At 70.2% G+C, this 19,585-nt stretch carries 20 protein-coding genes and 2 pseudogenes; 7 read left to right on the forward strand and 15 right to left on the reverse strand.

What is annotated here, in order from left to right; genetic code table 11:
• From ACWD35_RS40735 to ACWD35_RS40760, 6 genes are all read right to left on the reverse strand, one after another.
• Positions 1-724 (reverse strand): LUD domain-containing protein (locus tag ACWD35_RS40735; RefSeq protein WP_451356398.1); only part of this gene is annotated, 724 nt, incomplete at its 3' end.
• Entirely contained in the window at positions 721-1,461 is a 741-nt protein-coding gene (locus ACWD35_RS40740) for a (Fe-S)-binding protein (protein WP_451356399.1), read from the reverse strand. The genes ACWD35_RS40735 and ACWD35_RS40740, both read right to left, overlap by 4 nt.
• Complete coding sequence (locus ACWD35_RS40745; RefSeq protein WP_451356400.1) at positions 1,458-2,459, reverse strand: aldo/keto reductase; 1,002 nt, start codon at positions 2,457-2,459, stop codon at positions 1,458-1,460. Before ACWD35_RS40745 ends, ACWD35_RS40740 begins: the two co-directional genes overlap by 4 nt.
• Positions 2,460-2,464: 5 nt before the next feature.
• On the reverse strand, positions 2,465-3,223 hold the full coding sequence (locus ACWD35_RS40750; protein WP_451356401.1) for an SDR family NAD(P)-dependent oxidoreductase: 759 nt from the start codon (positions 3,221-3,223) through the stop codon (positions 2,465-2,467).
• Positions 3,220-4,560, reverse strand: coding sequence for an L-fuconate dehydratase (locus tag ACWD35_RS40755; protein ID WP_451356402.1), 1,341 nt, complete (start codon positions 4,558-4,560; stop codon positions 3,220-3,222). The genes ACWD35_RS40750 and ACWD35_RS40755 overlap by 4 nt, the downstream gene beginning before the upstream one ends.
• Before the next feature lie 11 nt (positions 4,561-4,571).
• Complete coding sequence (locus ACWD35_RS40760) at positions 4,572-5,423, reverse strand: fumarylacetoacetate hydrolase family protein (RefSeq protein WP_451356403.1); 852 nt, start codon at positions 5,421-5,423, stop codon at positions 4,572-4,574.
• Positions 5,424-5,918: 495 nt separating this feature from the next.
• Here ACWD35_RS40760 and ACWD35_RS40765 point away from each other — a divergent pair, with 495 nt between their 5' ends.
• From ACWD35_RS40765 to ACWD35_RS40785, 5 genes and pseudogenes are all read left to right on the forward strand, one after another.
• Complete coding sequence (locus ACWD35_RS40765) at positions 5,919-6,968, forward strand: sugar ABC transporter substrate-binding protein (RefSeq protein ID WP_451356404.1); 1,050 nt, start codon at positions 5,919-5,921, stop codon at positions 6,966-6,968.
• Between the two features lie 86 nt (positions 6,969-7,054).
• Positions 7,055-8,611 carry a sugar ABC transporter ATP-binding protein gene (locus tag ACWD35_RS40770; RefSeq protein WP_451356405.1) on the forward strand — a complete coding sequence of 519 codons (1,557 nt, stop codon included), beginning with the start codon at positions 7,055-7,057 and terminating at the stop codon, positions 8,609-8,611.
• Positions 8,595-9,626, forward strand: a complete 1,032-nt coding sequence (locus ACWD35_RS40775; RefSeq protein ID WP_451356406.1) for an ABC transporter permease — start codon at positions 8,595-8,597, stop codon at positions 9,624-9,626. Before ACWD35_RS40770 ends, ACWD35_RS40775 begins: the two co-directional genes overlap by 17 nt.
• Before the next feature lie 146 nt (positions 9,627-9,772).
• Positions 9,773-10,465: a FadR/GntR family transcriptional regulator gene (locus ACWD35_RS40780; protein WP_451356407.1), complete on the forward strand. Its 693-nt coding sequence runs from the start codon at positions 9,773-9,775 to the stop codon at positions 10,463-10,465.
• A gap of 224 nt (positions 10,466-10,689) precedes the next feature.
• Positions 10,690-11,020, forward strand: a pseudogene (locus ACWD35_RS40785) (IS6 family transposase); the annotation flags it as partial.
• 173 nt (positions 11,021-11,193) lie between these two features.
• On the opposite strand, the gene ACWD35_RS40790 reads toward ACWD35_RS40785, so the two are convergent.
• Both ACWD35_RS40790 and ACWD35_RS40795 read right to left on the reverse strand, forming a co-directional pair.
• Positions 11,194-11,610, reverse strand: coding sequence for a hypothetical protein (locus tag ACWD35_RS40790; RefSeq protein ID WP_451356408.1), 417 nt, complete (start codon positions 11,608-11,610; stop codon positions 11,194-11,196).
• 177 nt (positions 11,611-11,787) lie between these two features.
• Positions 11,788-12,174, reverse strand: a pseudogene (locus ACWD35_RS40795) (IS701 family transposase); the annotation flags it as partial.
• Between ACWD35_RS40795 and ACWD35_RS40800 the strand changes: the two are divergent.
• Together ACWD35_RS40800 and ACWD35_RS40805 are read left to right on the forward strand one after the other, a co-directional pair.
• Positions 12,175-12,615, forward strand: coding sequence for a hypothetical protein (locus ACWD35_RS40800; protein ID WP_451356409.1), 441 nt, complete (start codon positions 12,175-12,177; stop codon positions 12,613-12,615).
• Between the two features lie 590 nt (positions 12,616-13,205).
• Positions 13,206-13,382, forward strand: a complete 177-nt coding sequence (locus tag ACWD35_RS40805; protein ID WP_451356410.1) for a hypothetical protein — start codon at positions 13,206-13,208, stop codon at positions 13,380-13,382.
• Positions 13,383-13,726: 344 nt separating this feature from the next.
• Here the strand turns inward: ACWD35_RS40805 and ACWD35_RS40810 are convergent, their stop codons facing one another.
• From ACWD35_RS40810 to ACWD35_RS40840, 7 genes are all read right to left on the reverse strand, one after another.
• Complete coding sequence (locus ACWD35_RS40810; RefSeq protein WP_451356411.1) at positions 13,727-14,029, reverse strand: hypothetical protein; 303 nt, start codon at positions 14,027-14,029, stop codon at positions 13,727-13,729.
• Between the two features lie 85 nt (positions 14,030-14,114).
• Positions 14,115-14,624 (reverse strand): hypothetical protein, encoded by a 510-nt coding sequence (locus ACWD35_RS40815; RefSeq protein WP_451356412.1) that lies wholly within the window; start codon positions 14,622-14,624, stop codon positions 14,115-14,117.
• Complete coding sequence (locus ACWD35_RS40820; protein ID WP_451356413.1) at positions 14,609-15,541, reverse strand: nucleoside 2-deoxyribosyltransferase; 933 nt, start codon at positions 15,539-15,541, stop codon at positions 14,609-14,611. Before ACWD35_RS40820 ends, ACWD35_RS40815 begins: the two co-directional genes overlap by 16 nt.
• 19 nt (positions 15,542-15,560) lie before the next feature.
• Complete coding sequence (locus ACWD35_RS40825; protein WP_451356414.1) at positions 15,561-16,385, reverse strand: PfkB family carbohydrate kinase; 825 nt, start codon at positions 16,383-16,385, stop codon at positions 15,561-15,563.
• Positions 16,386-16,402: 17 nt separating this feature from the next.
• On the reverse strand, positions 16,403-17,212 hold the full coding sequence (locus ACWD35_RS40830; protein WP_451356415.1) for a hypothetical protein: 810 nt from the start codon (positions 17,210-17,212) through the stop codon (positions 16,403-16,405).
• Complete coding sequence (locus ACWD35_RS40835) at positions 17,209-17,877, reverse strand: aspartate racemase/maleate isomerase family protein (RefSeq protein ID WP_451356416.1); 669 nt, start codon at positions 17,875-17,877, stop codon at positions 17,209-17,211. Before ACWD35_RS40835 ends, ACWD35_RS40830 begins: the two co-directional genes overlap by 4 nt.
• Complete coding sequence (locus tag ACWD35_RS40840; RefSeq protein ID WP_451356417.1) at positions 17,867-19,387, reverse strand: radical SAM protein; 1,521 nt, start codon at positions 19,385-19,387, stop codon at positions 17,867-17,869. Before ACWD35_RS40840 ends, ACWD35_RS40835 begins: the two co-directional genes overlap by 11 nt.
• Positions 19,388-19,585 lie beyond the last annotated feature (198 nt).

Consider the following 19,585-nt stretch of genomic DNA (forward strand, 5'->3'; position numbering starts at 1 on the left):
CGGCACCGTCGCCGTCGTGGAGTCCGAGGGCAACGGTGCCGGTGTCGGCGCAGGCGAAGTTGGCGCCGGACACGGCGACCTTGGCGCGCAGGAACTTCTCCCGCAGGTGCAGACGGGCGGCCTCGGCCAGGGCCGCGGGCTCCTCGGTGAGCCCCTCGGGGGCCGGGCGGCCCCAGTTCCCCATCTCGGCGGTGAACAGGTCGCGGATCTCGCCGCGGGCCTTGTGGATGGAGGGGACCAGGATGTGTGAGGGCCGGTCGTCGCCGAGCTGGACGATCAGCTCCGCCAGGTCGGTCTCACAGGCGGTGATACCGGCCTCGGCGAGGGCCTCGTTGAGGCCGATCTCCTGGGTGGTCATCGACTTGATCTTGACCACCTCGCTCTCGCCGGTGGCCCGAACCAGCTCGGTGACGATCCGGTTCGCCTGGGCCGCGTCGGCCGCCCAGTGCACGGTGCCGCCGGCTGCCGTGATCGACTCCTCCAGCCGCTCAAGGTAGTAGGGGAGATGACGGAGAGTGTGGCGCTTGATCGCCTCGCCTGCGGTCCGCAACTCCTCCCAGTCGTCCAGCTCTCCGGTGACGGCCAGCCGCCTGTCGCGGATGGTGGTCGTCGCGCGCCGCAGGTTCGCCCGCAGCCGGTCGTCGGCAAGAGCCGTGCGGGCGGCGTCCGGGAAGGCGGGGCTGCCCAGGAACACCACGCCGCGCTCGCCCATCGCTCCCGTCATTTCCGGCCTCCTTCGGTGGTGGCCAGGATCTCGGCCAGGTGCATAGTGCGTGCAGGCGAGCTCAGCCGGGAGAGGCCGCCGCCGATGTGCATCAGGCAGGAGTTGTCCGCGGCGCACAGCACGTCGACGCCGGCCGCCGTGACCTCGGCCGTCTTGTCGGCCAGCATGGCCGCCGAGGTGTCGGCGTTCTTCACGGCGAAGGTGCCGCCGAAGCCGCAGCAGGAGTCCGCCCGTTGGAGGTCGATCAGCTCCAGCCCGCGGACCGCGCGCAGCAGCCGCTCGGGCCGGTCGCCGAGGCGAAGCCCCCGCAGGGAGTGACAGGTGGGGTGGTAGGCGACCCTGTGGGGAAACGAAGCGCCGACGTCCTCGATCTTCAGGACATCGGTCAGGAACTCGGTGAACTCATGGACCCTGGGGACGAGTTCGGCGACCTCGCGGCGCAGCCGGTCGTGGCCGTACTGCTCGGCCAGCACCAGGTGGTTGTCCCGCACCATGCCCGCGCAGGAGGCGGACGGGGTGACGACGGCGTCGTACTCGCCGAACACGCGGGCGAAACCGCTGACCAGTGGCACGGCGTCCGGCCGGTAGCCGGTGTTGAAGTGCATCTGCCCGCAGCAGGTCTGAGCCTCGGGGAACTCCACCCGGTGGCCGAGCCGCTCCAGCACGCGCACCACGGCCTTGCCGGTGTCCGGGAACATGGTGTCGTTGAAGCACGTAATGAACAGCGCGATCCTCACCGCTCACCGCCTTCCGGTACGGGAGCGTCGGCCGGCAGCTGGCCGCTGTCGCGCAGGTCGTCCCAGAGGGCGGTCGGAATCGGCGTGTCGAGCTGCTCGGCCGCGTCAATGATCTCGCCTGCGCTGCGCGCCCCCACCAGCACGCTCGCCACCGCGGGATGCCAGAGAGCGAAGCGTACGGCCACGACCCGCAGCGGCACGTCGTGCCGCTCGCACACCTGCTGCATCTTCAGCGCCCGGTCCACCAGCTCCGGCGGCGCCGCCGCGTAGTCGAACGTCGCCCCCGGCCTGGGATCCGCCAGCAGACCGGAGTTGAACACCCCGCCGACCACCACGGACACCCCGCGCTCGGCCGCGGCGGGCAGCAGGTCGGCCAGCGCCGACTGGTCCAGCAGCGTGTAGCGGCCGGCCAGCAGCACCACATCCATGTCGGTCTCCCGCACAAAGCGGGCGAGCGGAGCAGAGTGGTTCATTCCGGCCCCGATGGCCCCGACCACGCCCTCCGAGCGCAGCCGCTCCAGCGCGGGGTAGGCCTCGTCCAGGGCCTGTGCCAGGTGGTCGTCCGGGTCGTGCAGGTAGACCACGTCGACGCGGTCCAGGCCGAGCCTCTCCAGGCTCTCCTCCAGGCTGCGCCGTATGCCGTCGGCGCTGAAGTCCCACCGGCGGCGGTGGGTGGCGGGGACGGCGAAGCCGTTGGCGAGGTCGTCGCCCGCAGGCGCGGGGAGCGGTTCGAGGATTCGTCCGACCTTGGTGGAGAGTGTGTACCTGGCGCGTGGCCGCTCGCGCAGCGCGGCGCCGAGGCGGATCTCGGACAGGCCCAGCCCGTAGTGCGGGGCGGTGTCGAAGGCGCGGATTCCGGCCTGCCAGGCGGCCTCGACGGCGGCCTCGGCCGTGGCATGGCGGATGGGGGTGAAGAGGTTGCCGAGTGCCGCGCCGCCGAAGGCGAGGCGGGTGGTGGTCACGGCGCTGCGGCCGAGCCGGATGTGAGGTGCGTCCATGGTGCTCACCGTTCGACAGGGCGCAGGCGCAGGCCGGCCATGCCGCCGTCCACGGCGAGCGCGGTGCCGGTGACCGAACCGGAGGCGGGGGAGGCGAGGTAGGCGATGGCGGCGGCCACCTCCTCGGCGGTGACCAGGCGTCCGGTGGGCTGGCGGGCGTCGAGGGCGGCGCGTTCGGCGGCCGGGTCGGCGGCGGCCTCCAGCAGCCGTCCGACCCACGGGGTGTCGACGGTACCCGGGTTGACGCAGTTGACGCGGATGCCCTCGCGGATGTGGTCGGCGGCCATGGCCAGGGTGAGCGAGAGGACGGCGCCCTTGCTCGCCGAGTACAGCGCGCGCTGCGGCAGTCCGGCGGTGGCGGCGATGGAGCAGGTGTTGATCACGGAGGCGGCGGCGGAGCGGCGCAGGTACGGCAGGGCGGCGCGGGTGGTGCGGACGATGCCGAGCACGTTGACGTCCAGGACCCGGTGCCACTGCTCGTCCGGGTTGTCCTCCACGGTCCCGGCCGCGCCGATACCGGCGTTGTTGACCAGAATGTCGATCCCGCCGAGTGCTTCGGCCGCCGCGTGAACGGCCGCACGCACGGACTGGTCGTCGGCGACGTCGGCGGTGAAGCCGCGCAGCGGGGCATGGACGCCGCTGGGGTCGAGGTCCAGGACGGCGACGTCGGCTCCGCGCTCGCTGAGCAGTCGGGCGGTGGCCAGGCCGATGCCGGAGGCACCGCCGGTGACCAGGGCAGTGAGCCCGTCGAGGTCGGTGGTCATGAGCGCTCCTCCGTATCCGTGCGGGCCAGGTCGGCAGCCCAGAACGTGCCGTCGGGGTAGCTGAAGGTGTCGATGGTGGCCTGGTACATGGTGGCGGAGAAGCCCGGCACGGTGGGTGCCCGGTAGTGGCCGCCATCGATCACCACCGGGTCCAGGAAGTGCTGGTGGAGGTGGTCGACGAACTCGATGACCCGGTCTTCGACCGTCCCGGACAGGGCGATGTAGTCAAACATCGACAGGTGCTGGACCAGCTCGCACAGGCCCACCCCGCCGGCGTGCGGGCAGACCGGGACGCCGAACTTGGCGGCCAGCAGCAGGATCGCCAGGTTCTCGTTGACGCCACCCACGCGCGCGGAGTCCAGCTGGAGGACGTCGATGGCGCCCGCCTGGAGCAGCTGCTTGAAGATGATCCGGTTCTGTACGTGCTCGCCGGTGGCGACCTTGACCGGGTGGACGCCCAGCCGGACGGCGGCATGGCCGAGCACGTCGTCGGGGCTGGTGGGTTCCTCGATCCAGTACGGGTCGAACTCGGCGAGCGAGTTGGTCCACTCGATGGCCTCGGCGATGTTCCAGCGCTGGTTGGCGTCGATCGCCATCCGGATGTTCGGGCCGACGGCTTCGCGGGCGGTGCGGCAGCGGCGGATGTCGTCCGTCAGGTCGGCACCGACCTTCAGCTTGATCTGGGTGAAGCCGTCGGCCACCGCCTGCGTGGCGAGGCGGGTGAGCTTTTCGTCGGAGTAGCCGAGCCAGCCGGGCGAGGTGGTGTAGGCGGGGTAGCCGCGCCGCCGCAGGTGGGCGGCGCGCTCGTCGGCGCCCTGCTTGCCTTTGGTGAGCAGCTCGAGGGCCTCGTCGGGCGAGAGGGCGTCGGCGATGTAGCGGAAGTCGACCTGGGAGACCAGCCACGCGGGGTCGGCGTCGGCGAGCAGCTGCCACAGCGGCTTGCCCTCGCGCTTGGCCGCGAGGTCCCAGACCGCGTTGATGACGGCGCCGATGGCCATGTGCATCACGCCCTTCTCGGGGCCGAGCCAGCGCAGTTGGCTGTCGCCGATCAGGTCGCGGTAGATGGAGCCGGGGTCGGCGCACAGCTCGGCGACCGGCCGGCCGACGATGTGCTCGCGCAGCGCGTCGATGGCGGCGACCTGGACGTCGTTGCCACGGCCGATGGTGAAGGTGAAGCCGTGGCCTTCGTGGCCGCCTGCGGAGGTGCGCAGGACGACGTAGGCGGCGGAGTAGTCGGGGTCGGGGTTCATCGCGTCGGAGCCGTCCAGCTCCCGCGAGGTGGGGAAGCGGATGTCGTAGGTGTCGACGGCGGTGATCCGCGCTGTGCTTGTGGGCAACGTGGTGCCTTTCACGCGTTGGAGAACGTCTGGCGCTGGGTGCCGAGGCCGTCGATGGTCAGTTCGACGGTGTCTCCCTCGCGCAGGTAGGGGGTGCCGGGCAGGCCCAGGGCCACGCCGGCCGGGGTGCCGGTGTTGATGACGTCACCGGGGCGCAGCACCATGTACTGACTCAGGTACCAGACCAGGTACGCGACGTCGAAGATCATGTTCTTGGTGTTGCCGTTCTGGCGCGTGACGTCGTTGACGTCCAGCCGAAGGTCCAGCGTCTGCGGGTCACCGACCTCGTCGGGGGTGACCAGCCAGGGGCCGAGCGGGTTGAACCCCTCGCACGACTTGCCGAGGTCCCACTGGGCGGAGTACTCGAGCTGGAACTCGCGCTCGGAGACGTCGTTGCTGATCGCGTAGCCGGCGATGCAGGCGGCCGCCTCGGAGGGATCGCTCAGGTAGCGGGCCTCGCGGCCGATGACGACCGCGAGTTCGACCTCCCAGTCGGTCTTGGTGGAGCCGCGGGGAATCGGTACCGGGTCGCACGGCCCCGAGACGGTGGAGGCGTCCTTCATGAAGACCACCGGCCGGCCCGGAATGGCGGCGCCCGTCTCCTCGGCGTGGTCGCGGTAGTTGAGACCGACGCATACCACCTTGCCCGGGCGGGCGACGGGTGCGCCGATCCGCAGGCCCGCCGCGTCGAGGCGCGGCAGTGAGCCCTCGGCCAGGGCGATCCGGACCTTGTCGACGCCGCCGGCGGCGAGGAACTCCCCGTCGATGTCGCGGGTCAGGCCCGAGAGAGCAAACGTCCCACCGTCGTCGGTGCGGACCGCCGGAGTCTCCGCTCCAGGCGCTCCGATCCGCATCAGCTTCATGTCTGGCCTCCCGTCGGCCTGAGGGCCAATGCCCTCGACCGTCGACACATCGGATGAATATTCGGTGCGACGACCATACGAGTGACTACCCCGAACTGCAAGAAGTCCTCCGATGTTTCTGCCGCACCGTAGGGATGCCAGTCAAAAGCCGCAGATCAGGCCGGGGCTACACGTCAGTCGGGCAAGGGTCTGAAGGCTGAAAGTCACGGTTGTGATTCATCCGAGGTCTCCCCTTGTCAGCCTGATGTCAGGCTCGTATCGTCCTCGTTACCGCAACCACTCCGATGATTGCGGTTCACACGAGCGGTTCTGGCCCTCCAAGTACCGCTCAGGCCGGTACCGGCTGGACGCTCGGATGAGGGCCGGCGGCCACCCGGTACCGAAGCCTCCCTGATTCAGCCCATCGGAACGGGCACGACGCCCCGTCCCGGCATGCTGGCCTACCCGCTCCCCACCGCCCCATGGAGCCCGGCCATAGCCAAGGAGATCAGCACCATGAAGCTTCGCTCCTCCAGAATCGCGGCCACGGCCGCTACCGTGGTCGTCCTGGCGGGGTTCGCCACGGCCTGCAACCGCGGCAGTGACTCGAACGCGTCCGCGGCCGGCGGCAAGCCGGCACTCGGCATCGACCTGCCCCGCGCGGACTCCGACTTCTGGAACTCCTACGCGCAGTACATCAAGCAGGACGCCTCCGCCCAGGGCCTGAACACCCTGCCGGTGAGCAACTCGCAGAACGACGTCACCAAGCTCGTCGCCAACGTCCAGGTCTTCCAGAACACCGGCGCGAAGGCCGTCGTCATGGCCCCGCAGGACACCGGTGCCATCGCCTCCACCCTCGACCAGCTCTCCGCCAAGAAGATCCCGGTGGTCAGCGTCGACACCCGCCCCGACAAGGGCAACGTGTACATGGTGGTACGCGCCGACAACAAGGCGTACGGCACCAAGGCCTGTGAGTTCCTGGGCAAGCAGCTGGGCGGGAAGGGCAAGGTCGCCGAGCTCCAGGGCGCACTGAGCTCCATCAACGGCCGCGACCGCTCCGAGGCGTTCGCCGCGTGCATGAAGGAGAAGTTCCCCGGCATCCAGGTGATCGAGCTGGCCACCGACTGGAAGGGCGACGTCGCCTCCGCCAAACTCCAGTCCACCCTGGCCGCCAACCCGGACCTGAACGGCATCTACATGCAGGCCGGCGGTGTCTTCCTGCAGCCCACCCTCGCCCTGCTCAAGCAGAAGGGCCTGCTCAAGCCCGCCGGGCAGCCGGGTCACATCGCGATCATCTCCAACGACGGCATCCCGCAGGAGTTCGACGCGATCCGCAAGGGCGACATCGACGCCACCGTCTCGCAGCCCGCCGACCTGTATGCCAAGTACGCCCTCTACTACGCGCAGGCCGCGGCCGAGGGCAAGACCTTCCAGCCCGGCCCGACCGACCACCAGTCGACCATCATCCAGCTGCCGAACGGCCTGGAGGACCAGCTCCCGGCGCCGCTGGTGACCAAGGACAACGTCGACGACAAGACCCTCTGGGGCAACAACGTCAGCAAGTAGTCCCCACCACCAGCCGTGAGCGGCGGCAGGCCGGCCCACCGCCGGCGAAGCCGCCGCTCACGGAACCCGCGAAAGGACACCCCGCCATGGCGGACCCCAGCCCCGTCCCGGGCCCCGTCGTCGAGGCCGACGGAATCAGCAAGCGCTTCGGCGCCACGATCGCGCTGAGCGACGCCCGCATCCAGGTAGCGCCCGGCGAGTCGCACGCCCTGGTCGGCCGCAACGGCGCGGGCAAGTCCACGCTCGTCTCGATCCTCACCGGCCTGCAGAACCCCGACACCGGCACCCTGAGTTTCAACGGCGAGCCGGCACCGGCCCCCGGCGACACCGACGCCTGGCGCTCCAGGGTCGCCTGCGTCTACCAGCGCTCCACCATCATTCCCGCCCTGACCGTCGCCGAGAACCTCTTCCTGGACCGGCAGAGCACCGGGGCGCTGCGTCCGATCAGCTGGAAGCAGCTGCGCCTGCGCGCCACCGAACTCCTCGCCGAATACGGGGTCGACGTCGACCCGACCGCCCGTGCCGAGGATCTGACGGTCGAGCAGCGCCAGTTCGTCGAGATCGCCCGGGCGCTGTCCTTCGGCGCCCGCTTCATCATCCTCGACGAGCCCACCGCCAAGCTCGACGCCCGCGGCATCGAGAAGCTCTTCGACAAGCTGCGCGAACTCCAGCAGCAGGGTGTCGCGTTCCTCTTCATCTCGCACCACCTGCAGGAGGTCTACGAGCTCTGCACCACCGTCACCGTCTACCGTGACGCCCGGCACATCATCACCGCACCCGTCGCCGAACTCGGTCAGCAGGCCCTGGTGGAGGCGATGACCGGGGAGACCGCCCGTGGCACCGAACCGACCTGGTCGATCCGCGGTCAGGCCCGGAACGAAGGCGGCACGTTGCTCGACGTCGCAGGCCTGACCCTGGCCGGCGCCTACCAGGACATCACTCTCACGGCGAGGGCCGGAGAGGTCGTCGGCCTTGCCGGGGCCGCCGCCAGCGGCAATGTCCAGCTCGGCGAGTCCCTCGCCGGCCTGCACCGCCCGCAGACCGGCACGGTCACCGTCGCCGGGCGGCCGGTACGCACCGGCCGAGTCCCAGCCGCCCTCGCGGCCGGCATCGGCTTCGTCCCCGAGGACCGGCACATCCAAGGACTCGTCCCGCAGCGCAGCGTCGCCGAGAACGCCACCCTCACCGTCACCGACCAGCTCGGCCCGTACGGCACCGTCCTGCCCTCGCGCACCCGGGCCTTCGCCCAGCGCGTGATCAGCGACCTCGACATCAAAACCCCCGGGCCCGCGACGCCCGTCTCCGCGCTGTCCGGCGGCAACCAGCAGAAGGTCGTCATCGCCCGCGCGCTGGCCACCGAGCCGCACGTCCTGGTCGCCATCCGCCCCACCAACGGCGTCGACGTCAAGTCCAAGGAATCCTTGCTCGGCACCGTCCGCGAGGTGGCCGACAGCGGGAAGACCGCCCTGATCGTGTCCGACGAACTCGACGACCTGCGGGTCTGCGACCGGGTCGTGGCTATGTTCCACGGCCGCGTGGTCGCCGAGTTCGCCCACGGCTGGAGCGACGAACAGCTGGTCGCAGCCATGGAGGGCATGGCCGGCCCGACCGACACGAAGGAAAGCAATGTCTCCCACCACTGAGGTCCGCGAGCGCTCCGCGACCGCCGTCCCCGCCCCCGCCGGGCGCCGCTTCGACCTGGCCCGCTACCGCGACCTCTCGCTGGTGCCGGTCCTGCTCGTCCTGGGCGTCATCGGCTTCGCCGTCTCGCCAGCCTTCCTCACCTCCGACAACCTCCTCGGCGTCGGCCAGCAGGCCACCGAGCTGAGCCTGTTGGTACTGGCCGAGGCCCTGATCCTGATCGCCGGCCGGATGGACCTCTCCCTCGAGTCCACCATCGGCGTCGCCCCAGTCATCGCCGTCTGGCTCGTCCTGCCCGACCACGGCGCCCGGTTCAACGGCCTCGGGCTCTTCCCCAGCTGGACGGCCATCCCGCTGTGCCTGGCGGTAGGCGCGCTGATCGGCGCGATCAACGGCTTCCTGATCCTCAAGCTGCGCCTCAACGGCTTCATCGTCACCCTCGGCGCGCTCACCCTGCTGCGCGGCCTCCAAGTCGCCATCTCCCAGGGCCAGTCGATCGTCAGCCTGCCCGGCTCCTTCACCTACCTGGGCAGCACCAGCTGGATCGGCGTCCCCGCGGCGATCTGGATCTGCGCCCTGCTGTTCCTGGCCGGCGGCAGCGCCCTCGCCTGGCTGCGGCACGGCCGCGCCCTGTACGCGATCGGCGGCAACGCCGAGGCCGCCCGTGCCGCCGGTATCCGGGTCGACCGGATCACCTGGACCGTGCTGATCCTCGGCAGCCTGCTCGCCGCCTTCGCCGGCGTCCTTTACACCGGCCACTACGGCTCCATCTCCGCAGACCAGGGCAACGGCTGGATCTTCCAGGTGTTCGCCGCCACCGTCATCGGCGGCGTCAGCCTCAACGGCGGCCGCGGCACCCTCTTCGGTGCCCTCACCGGCGTCCTGACCCTCCAGCTCGTGGTCAACGTCATGACCCTCGCCGGGGTACCGCCGCTGTGGAACCAGTTCCTCAACGGCGCGATCATCATCGTCGCTCTGATCATCTCCCGCTTCGCCTCCGGTGAGAAGCAGGAGTGACGAGCCTGCCCAACTGAAGCCGCCGAGGCGGTGCGGACCAGCCGGGTCGGGTACCTGGCCGCACCGCCTCGGCTGTCCCCGTCCCACGTAGACCGAAGAGAGGCGCTCCGCATGCCCGCGGTCGCGACAGCACAGGAGGCGACGTCATGGCGGTGACGGATCTGGCCATCGAGAAGATCAAGGAAATGATCGTCTCCGGAGCGCTTCAACCCGGATGCCGACTGCCGAACGAGGCCGACCTCGCGGACCAGCTGGGCCTGTCCCGCAACTCCCTCCGCGAAGCTGTGCGGGCACTGACCGCACTGCGCATCCTGGTCCCCAGGCAGGGAGACGGCACCTACGTCTCCGGACTCGAGCCGCATCTGCTGCTGGAGACCCTGGCCTTCGCCGCCGATGTCTCCCACGGTCACACTGCCCACCAGCTCCTGGAGGTCAGGCGCCTGCTCGAACCGCAGGCTACCGCCCTCGCGGCAGGAACGCTGACCACGGATCAGCTGGCGGAACTTCGCGCCATCCTCGACCTCAGCGCCGCGAACGTGGACATCGAGGAGTTCATCCGGCTCGACATCGAGTTCCACCGCACCATCGCCGACTCCGTCGGCAACCCGGTCCTCTCGACGCTGCTGGGCATCCTCTCCACCCACACCCAGCGACTGCGCATCGTGCGCGGCACCCACCACTCACCCGCCCGCGAACAGGCCCACCGCGAGCACGAAGCCATCTGGCGGGCACTCCTCCACCGAGACGCCCAACTCGCCGCCAGTCTCTCCACCGTTCACGTCGCTGCCGTCGAGCACTGGCTGGCCGCCGGCACCGCAACCGACACCGCCACGGCCTGAGGCCGCAGACCGGCCGAGGCTCCGTCCCACCCCTCCTGCAGCCGACGTGAACGAGACCTCCCCTTCAGGACGGTCCGACAAGTGAAGAGACGAATCGCCACAACGGCGCTGTCAAGTTGTTGCGGGTGGCGTGTGATGATCTTGGGGTGGGGCGTCGTGGGGAGGGGCCGGTCGTGGAGTCCGAGGCATAGCCGTCGTACAAGGGCTATCGCTTCCAGGCCGAGGTGATCGGTCACGCTGTGTGGCTGTATCACTGGTTCCCGCTCTCCTACCGGGAGGTTGAGGAGCTTCTGTTCGAGCGCGGCATCCAGGTCTCGTACGAGTCGGCCCGCACCTGGCGTGCCGCCTTCGGCCCCGTCTACGTCGCTTCGCTGCGCCGCCGACGGCCGAAGCCCGGGGACAAGTGGCATGTGGACGAGGTGTTCATCAAGGTCAACGGGCGGATGCGGTACCTGTGGCGAGCCGTCGACCAGGACGGGAAACGTCCTCGACATCCTGGTCCAGAACAAGCGCGATGCCCGCGCCGTGGTGCGGTTCTTCCGCCGGCTCCTCAAAGGCTGCCAGCCGACAACCGCAATGCAGGCATTATTCTGAGCCAGTTCCTGAACAAGAACCGGATCCTCGACGGCTTCGACAACGGCGAGGAGATGGACGGCTACCTGGTCAACATCAAGTGAGGCATGGCGGGGAGGGGCAGGGCGCCTGCTCTGCGCCCTCCCCGCTCGGCATCAGGCCGAGGCGGGCCAGAACTGCACCACATAGCGTTCGATGCCGCGGGGCACTTCGAGGTGAGCGAGGCGGGCCACCTCCGCGCGCCCGGTGCAGTACACCCGGATCTTCCACAACGTGCCGGGGCTGCCCAGCTCAAGGCTCTCCGCCATCGGCCCCCCGCAGGCTTCAATAGACAACCGCCCGGTCGTCGAGCAGATCTCCGCTTCCCCCCCCGGCGCTTCCCATGCTTCACGATGGTCTTCCCCGCTCTCGATGTCCACGCGCATCTCATGGGTCGTCAGAAATAAGCCCTCGTCCGACTCCGCACGCTCCTCGGGATATGGGACAGGCGCGGCCATATCATCATGCTCTTGCAGGGCAAATCCATAGAAGTCCACGTGGACCTGAACGTCTTGCCGCACCAGTACCGTCATCGCCGCTCCTCAGCCCGTCCCGCGTCATCGGCGTCCACGGGATCGGATCCACCTGTCATGGTGCTCATGCCAAACCCGGCACCTCTGACTCCGCAACGGGCGGAGATAGCTGCAATCAGGGCAGCCAGGCAGCACTCCTGCCTGATCGGCTAGTACTCCGGCCGTAGGTGTGGATCTTCATGACTGAAGTGCGGCTTGCCGGCGGTAGTGGCTCCGTCGTGCGCGGGCTTGGTGGCCTCGGCGCCAGGTGGACCAGCGCCATCGGTGCGCGAGGTCGTGGACAGGCCAAACGAGCAGGGCGGTGAACAGGCGCTGGATCTCGTTGCAGGTGAGCGGGATCAGTCCGTTCGGAATGGTTCCGTCGTCGGGCAGGTCCTGGCCTTGGCGTTCGAGGGCGGCAGTGACCGCGAGAAAGGCGTGCGCGAGCAGAGCCAGGGTCACCCAGCGGTGCCAGGAGTTCCAGCGGCGGACCTGGTGCTCGTCCCGTCCGGCCAGGGTCTTCGAGCCCTGGAACGTCTCCTCCACCGTTCAGCGGCTTCCCGCGACCGTGACCAGGGTGGAGAGTTGGAGAAGGTCCTGCTCGACAACGGTCGCGAGGCCGACAGCGACCTCCTCCTCCACGACCCCGTCGCCAGCACCCCCGTGCTGCGCTGTGCCCCGGACACTGGTGCTACGGACCTGTTCACCTACACACTGCAGCGCCTGCCGACCCGCTCGCCGCTCGCGGCCCTCGTCCTCAGCGCCGGGATCTGCTGGATCCGCACCGAAGACCAGACCTTGTGGTTGGCGCCCGAACGGGAAGGCTGGGGCATCGGCTACGGCTACTCGGGCAGCGGCTGCCTTGCTCTCGCCCGCCTCGTCGACGTCCTCCTCGACGACATCTCCGCTCCTGCGGTACGCCCCCACGAGCCCGCGGCACCGCGTGCCCTGTTCGAGTTCCTGCGCGATGCCCCCAGCACGGCAACCTACACACGAGCCCAACTGCTCGCCGTCCGGGCTGCATGACAACTTGAGGGCCTCTTGCTGAACTTTCCGTCCCGTCAATCCCGTGACTGCTTAGGTGACGGGCTGACCTGCCCACTTCCCATACGCCTCGAGCTACTCCCTCGCACCCACGGCGCCCCATGCCGGGACCCACGGGACTGACGGGACGGAAACTTCCCCTCGCCGTCACGGGGCGAGGCGGTGCCAGATGAAGATGCAGCTCTCCAGGCTGGCGAGCATCGGCCGGCGCAGGGCCGCACAGAGCCGGTCAGTGCCCACCAGTACGACGGGCATGCGGCGCTCACGCTCCTGGAACACCCTCCACAGCTCATAGACGTACAGCAGTGCTTCGGTGCGCAGCAGATGGGCATCGCGTGCGACGACGACTGACCAGGAGCGGCGAGCGAGCTCGTCCTCGACAACTCCTTGTGCGTCGGCCAGCCGGCGCGGTCGAACCCCGAGCAGGGGAGACGGGACCGGAGGTCGCCGACGATCTGCCGGATCGTGGGTCGGTTGCGGACCTCGCCTGGCGAGGCGGGCGCCGCCGACAGCAACTCGGAGGCCGTCTGCTCCGCTTTGCCCCGCTGCCACCACTCCCGCAGGGCTTGTTCGTGCCAGCTGGCCTTTCGCGCCAGCACGGCGATTTGGCGGGCGGATTCGGCGACGGCGAGGTCATCCCCACCGGACTCGGCGAGCTGGCGGGCGCGGTCGGCGGCTATCCAGCCGAGCTGCTGTTCGTCCAGTTTGATCAGCATGCGGGTGGCCAGCAGGCAGCTCTTGGCGAGTAGTGCGTAGTCGCTCACGTCGCCGGTGCTGGTGGTCATCGTATGGCCGGCGCGGATCAGGTGCGCCGGGCGCATGGCGAGGCCGGCGTAGCGGCAGGCGTCGAAGTCGGCGAGGGCGCGGGTGAAGTCGGCGTTGAGCCCTCCGGCTGGGCTTCCCCGAGGCTGAGCATGACGTCTCTGATCTTGGCCACCAGCAGTTCGCCGAGAGGCGCCTCATCGGCCGGCGAGCTGTCTCCGAGGAGGCGGGAATCGGCGGCTGCCACGGCCGTGTTGGCCAGGCCTGTCAGCAACTTCCGTCGTGGCACTGTGTCTTCACACTCCTCGTGTGCTCAGCTTCCCGCCCACGTCTAACCGTCCACGCGCTGGAGTGTGCCGTTATCTCCCGGGGTGTAGACACGGCCCGCATTCTTCTCGATCTTGCGCGCGACCTCTTCGGCAAGGTCGACGTTCTGCATCTGCGCGATCGAAACCAAGTACAGGAACACATCGGCCAGTTCCTCGCCGGTGTCGGGCAGGCCCTTGCGCCAGGCCGTGAACGCTTCGCCGACCTCGGCGTTGAGGAGCCCGAATTCGAGTGCGATGTCGGTGGTGTTGAAGCCCTTGGCGAGTTTGTTCTCCCAGGCGAGCTTCTGGGCTTCTGTGATGTCCACGTTGGTTCCCCTTGACGGTGCTGTACCGGACTTCCGGGGAACCCTAGCGAGGCGCAGGGGTCTGGCGGGAGCAAACGGGCAGGGTTCAGCCACTGGTGCGCACCGCGTTCGAGACGGTGTCGTACGTAAGGACGGGCGTGTGGGCGGCGAGGGTGCGGAAGGTGCGCTCGTATGCCTCGGCGAGGGCGGCGATCTCTTCCAAGGCGGGGGCCTGTCCGTCCCGGTTCTTGAGCCGGTCATGGACGGTTGCTGTGGGGGCGGTGAGGTGGAGGAAGACGCCGTCGCGGTTGGTGACGAGCTCTGCGAGGTCGAGGGCCTGGCTCCAGGTGATGCGGGAGTGGCCGCGGTAGAGGGGGCCGTAGACGAGTTCGCTGAGGAAGCTGCGGTCCAGGACGAGCCGGCCGGGGCGGGCGAGGAGGTCTCGGTAGCGGCTGACGAGGTCCTGGTGGTCGGGGGTGCGGGGGGAGTGGACGGTGACGAAGCCGTGCCCGGTGACGAGGACGTGGGCGAGGGTGCTCTTGCCGACGCCGTCGCAGCCTTCCAGTACGGCGGTGCGGTAGGCGGCGATCTCTTCGACGGTCACCCGTTCAGCCACGTGGCTGCCTCCTGCTCGGTGCGCAGTGTCTGATCGAGGCCGTACTGGATCATCAGGTTGCGGTGGTTGGGCTCGCGGCCGGCGGCGTGGGTGAAGGTGCTGCGTGGCAGGTACGCGGCAGCCGGAAGGCGGGTGGCGCAGGCGCCACCGATGAGCAGGGCGGCGCCGGGCGGTGTCTCCGGGCCGGAGGCGTCGACCAGGACGCGTTCTGCGCTCAGGGCGGACGCCCAGTCTGCACAGGCGGTCTCCACGGGGTCATCCGCTGTAAAGCGGTTCGGACGCCGGACTGTGATGCCGGCGCGCGCGGTCAGACCAGGTCCTCCGGAGGCCGGGGTATAGGGGGAGGGCTCGACGTACACGGTCCCGGCAGCACGGGCGGTCCGTGTCGGCGTGGAGGGGGCGGGGAGGTGGAGAGCGGCTTCGACGCAGGCCGTGATGGCCTGCTGGATCTGGGCGTGGTTGCGGGCGGCGAAGTCGGCGTAGTGGCTGGGTCCGGGTGTGTCCGGGACAGGGCCCAGGTGGGGGATGCGGATGATGCGGGTGGCGAGGGCGTCGAGGAGGGGATCGGGGAAGACGGTGTGCGGACCGTCGGGGGTGGGGGAGTAGTCCTGGAAGTCGGTGGTCACCAGGATCACGGGCGCGCCGAGGGCGGCGGCGTAGCCGATCTCCATGCACACGCCGTCGTCGGGGCTGGGCCCGTGGATGAGGGCGATGAGGGCGGTCAGGTGGCGCAGCCGGTCGCGGTCGAGTTCGAAGAGCCGGCGGCCCTTGACGTCGGCGACGAGGGTCTCCTCGTCGGTGTCGCAGAAGGGGAGGAAGACCTGCTCCTGGCCGAGTTTGAGGGTGAGGTGATGGGCAAGGTCGGCGGCGAGGGCACGGTCGTGGGCGGCGAAGAGACGGTGGGCGACGTAGTACACCGGGGCCTCCTTGTGCCGGTCAGGACGGGGCGCGGCGTGGGGCGGGGAGCGTGAGGGGTTCATGGGTGATGTGGCGGCTGGCGGCCTGGACGGCGCGGGCGAGTGCGGGGGCTGCGGGAATGCCGCGGGCGCGGTGGGCGAGGTAGGTGCCGGCCACGGTGTCGCCGGCGCCGGTGATCTGCCGGGTGGTCGGAACTGGGGGCGGGGTGGCGGGCGGCAGGGTGCGGCCGTTCACGAGGGTGCGGGCGGGGCGGGGGCCGTCGGTGACGACCAGCTCGCGCAGGGGGCCAGGCCTCGTGGTCTGGAGGATGGCGTGCTCTTCGGCGTTGACGAAGACGGTGGTGGCGTGAGGGAGCCAGGGAGCGGCGGCCGGGATGAGCTGCGGGGCGCTGGGGAGGTGGAAGTCCGCGCTGAACGTGCAGCCGTGCTGGGTGAGGGCGGCCAGGACGGTGGGGACGTCGAGGGGGCGGCGGCAGCTGACGTGGAACGCGGCCCGGGGGTGGGTGGTGATCAGGCGAAGGGCGTGGTGGGTGAGGTGGTCGGCGGCGCCGAAGTCGCTGCCGACGGCGGTGACGGTGCCCGCCTGGTCGTAGTGGATGGTGAACGCGGCCGAGGGGCCGCGGGCATGGTGCAGCAAGGTCCAGTCCAGGGGCGGCAGCCGGACGTCGGCCGGTAGATCGGCGAGGTCGGCGCCGATGGCGGCGGCCGGGGCGACGGGCAGGCCGGCGCGGGCGGCCGCGGCGGACAAATGCAGGGCGGCGCCGCCGAGCTGGTGGACCACCGGGTGCCCGGGGCGGTGGATGCGGTCGAGGGAGATGTTGCCGATCACGATGGTGCGCTGCATACCGCCCCCTGTGTCGGTCAGGTCGTGGTGTGGGCGCAGCCGGTCACGTCGGGGCACAGTGGCCGGCGCGAGCACAGGCGTGCGGGCGGCCGGTTGAGGTAGAGCCGCTTGAAGTAGATCAGCGTCAGGTGGGTGAACCAGGTCGGTGCGGCCTCGGCCGGGATGGTGACCTCGCAGCTGTCGGCGAGCGTGCGCAGGGGCTCGGTGTGGCGGGCGACGGCGTGTTCGAGGAGGGTGCGCAGGTGTTCGTGGGCGGCAGGGCCGGTCGGGAGGGTGAAGCCGAGGGCGGGGGCGAGTTTGGTGACCATGCCGGAGTCGACGGGGATGAGGCCGCAGTGGTAGCCGCGGGCGTACAGGGCGGCGCACTGGGCGACCTTGTAGGAGGCGCCGTGCACGTCGCGGGCGAAGACGGCGATGAACTGTCCGGTGCCCCAGGCGGCGGGGTCGGTGCCGTCCTTGTCCCAGCGGGTGAGGGTGTCGGCGAGGGAGCGGAGGTAGGACAGGCGGGCCGCGGGCAGGCCGATTGGGGCGGTGAGTTCGCGGACCTGGTCGTCGTCGAGGTCGGCCAGGGCGTCGAAGCCGAGCTTGTCGGCGCGGTCGAGGACGGCGGCGTAGGTGTCGACCATGCGGTAGCTGACGCGGGTCGACCATCCGGCGGCGAGCATCCGCATCCGTGGGTCGGTGATGGAGGGCGGCCACCAGCGGTTGGTGTCGTGGTTTGCCTCCACCTCGGCGCGGACGTCGTCGAGCGAGGCCGCGTGCGACACGAGCGCCAGGACCTGGTCGGCGGTGCGTCTGCTCGGCTTCGTTGAGGCCTTGGCGGTCATGGCGCTGCTCCTGGGACGGCGGACGGGATGAGGGTGGCGAGGGCGAGGTTGGAGGAGACCACCGGGACGCCGTACCGGGCCTGCAGGGCGGTCGCGGCGGCCAGGGTGCGCCAGCCGGTGCAGGAGAGGACGAGCGCGTCGCTGTCGGCGACGGATGCCGTGGGCAGGCGGGCGCACAAATCGAGGATCTGCGCGGTGGGGATCTCCGGATAGCCGTCGGTGAGGCCGAGGCTGACGTGCGCCGCGACCTGGACGCCGCGCTCGCGAAGGGCGTCGCCTTCGGCGAGGGTCACCGGCTCCGGGTAGGGCGTGGCCAGCACGATCCGGGTCAGGGCGCGGCGCTGCAGCACCGTGGTGAGCGCGTCGAACGCGGTGAGCACACCGCCCGGCAGCGCGGGACCGCCGGTGAACCCGGCGGACGTGCACGCCAGCAGGGTCGCCTCGAGCGGCAGGTGACGCAGCGAGTCCACCGCGCCGGCGGCGGAGGCTCGCAGCCCGTGCCAGAACGCGTCGTCGACAGCGGTGGTGCGGGAGGCCGGCACGAGCCGAGCGTAGTGGAAGACCGTGCCCGGCTCGCCGAGTTGAGGCAGCTCCTCCTCGACAGATTGGTTGGCCCACGGCAGCAGCACCCCAACATGCCGCCGCGCCGGCGCTTCAGCGGACACGGTGGGTGCCGTAGATGACGCGGGGGGCGTGCCCGGTGACGGTGATGTCGGCCGGCGTCCCGACCGGGACCGCGGCGTCGGGGTCGATGATCTGGATCGCGTAGGAGCCCAGGCGGCGGAACCAGGTGCCCCGCTCGTCGACGAAGTAGCTGTGCACGCCGGGGACTTCAAGACGGGCCGGGTAGACCCGCTGCTTCATCGGCCGGTCCCAGATGGAGTCGATGTCCGCCTTCCACGTCTCGAAGTGCTCCTTGGACGGCAGCCCGTCCAGCGCCGCCTCCTCGTCCGCCAGCGGGGTGCCGGGGAACGCGCGGGCCAGACGCACGTTGGTGCGGTGACACCAGAGCCCGGCATCGAAGATCCGCTTCAGGGCGGTGAGGTTCGCCAGGTGCGTGGCGTGGGACTCCCCGGGCAGCCCGTAGATCAGGTTCAGTCCGGGCAGGAGCCTGGGCAGCCCGCCCGGCCCGCGGGCGGCGCCGGCCTCGTTCACGTGCTCCACCGCCCGCAGCAGGATCTCTTCGGTGCAGGTGAGTGTGTTGCGTTCGATCACGACCGGGTCGAAGGACTCGATCCCCATCGGCGCACAGTTGCCCTCAGTGCACCACTCGGCGACCAGCGCGGCGATCCGCTTGCCCACCGGGGCGGCCACCGCCAGCGGGTCGGCGTTGTCGATGTGCAGCATCTCCAGCTCCGGACACCGCTCCCGGATCCCGGCCAGCATCGCCTCGATCGCCTTCTCACTGCGCCCCTGGTAGGAGAAGAAGCAGGTCTGCTGCCCGAGCCGGAAGTGCCGCACCCCGGCCGCGTACAGCTGCTCGACCTCCGAAAGGACGTCCTCGACACTGCGGTGGGCGACCGCCGGGGCCTTGCCCGGTTCGTTGCAGAACCGGCAGAACGCCTTGCGGGTGCAGCCCCGGTACAGCTCCAGCTCCGCTACCGGCTTCCACGGCATCTGCTCGATCAGCTCGCCGAACCCGTCCCGGTCGTGCCGCAGCTGCTCGTACGGCGCTGGGGCCTGGCTGCCCAGCGCGAGCGTGCCGGAGGTGAGCGTGTGGGTGTGCACGGCGTCGAACAGCCCCGCCCACGAGCCGGGTTCGGCCAGCGTCCAGGTGGCCATCGGGCCCAGCAGGTAGCGTCGGCCGCGTACACAGGCCAGGGCGCGGGCGATGTCCTCGGGCGAGCCGTTGACCGCGTGCAGGTGAACCGAGGGCACCTTGTCCCCGGCCACGACCACCACGGCCTCGGCGTCCCGCAGCAGCTCGATGGCCTTGTCTCGGTTCACCGTCGCCGAGTAGGTCCACCGGTCGCTCAGCGGCGGCTCCACCGTCGGCCGGCCACCGGCCAGGCACCAGCGCACGTCGTCGATCGTCACGTACCGAACCTCCGCACCGGGGCGGGCCCGGCGCAACGCCGCATACGCCTGCCGCACGTAGGCAGACAGGTACGGCGGCACACCCAGACCGCTGGGCTCGACGGTGTAGCAGTCCAGAATCACCATAGGAGCGGTCACCGAATCTCCTCTCAGAGGCGGTCCCGGCAGTGCGCCGAGACCGAGTGCGCCAGAAGCGGCCGTCCCGCAGTCTCAGGCCGCCCACACCCGATGCAGGAGTGCGCACAGGGGGTGTTCGCGAGCACACCGGTTGCATGCTCGAGCTCGGATCCACAGGCCTAACGAACCCGGCTGCGGGGTCCCCATCGCCTCTGCGGA

It is taken from the genome of Streptomyces sp. NPDC002671, assembly GCF_053592475.1.

Coding starts and splice junctions, on each gene's coding strand:
- ACWD35_RS40745 (WP_451356400.1), bottom strand. CDS start 2,459: ATGGACGCACCTCACATCCGGCTCGGCCGCAGCGCCGTGACCACCACC.
- ACWD35_RS40750 (WP_451356401.1), bottom strand. CDS start 3,223: ATGACCACCGACCTCGACGGGCTCACTGCCCTGGTCACCGGCGGTGCC.
- ACWD35_RS40760 (WP_451356403.1), bottom strand. CDS start 5,423: ATGAAGCTGATGCGGATCGGAGCGCCTGGAGCGGAGACTCCGGCGGTC.
- ACWD35_RS40765 (WP_451356404.1), top strand. CDS start 5,919: ATGAAGCTTCGCTCCTCCAGAATCGCGGCCACGGCCGCTACCGTGGTC.
- ACWD35_RS40770 (WP_451356405.1), top strand. CDS start 7,055: ATGGCGGACCCCAGCCCCGTCCCGGGCCCCGTCGTCGAGGCCGACGGA.
- ACWD35_RS40775 (WP_451356406.1), top strand. CDS start 8,595: ATGTCTCCCACCACTGAGGTCCGCGAGCGCTCCGCGACCGCCGTCCCC.
- ACWD35_RS40780 (WP_451356407.1), top strand. CDS start 9,773: ATGGCGGTGACGGATCTGGCCATCGAGAAGATCAAGGAAATGATCGTC.
- ACWD35_RS40790 (WP_451356408.1), bottom strand. CDS start 11,610: ATGACGGTACTGGTGCGGCAAGACGTTCAGGTCCACGTGGACTTCTAT.
- ACWD35_RS40825 (WP_451356414.1), bottom strand. CDS start 16,385: ATGCAGCGCACCATCGTGATCGGCAACATCTCCCTCGACCGCATCCAC.
- ACWD35_RS40830 (WP_451356415.1), bottom strand. CDS start 17,212: ATGACCGCCAAGGCCTCAACGAAGCCGAGCAGACGCACCGCCGACCAG.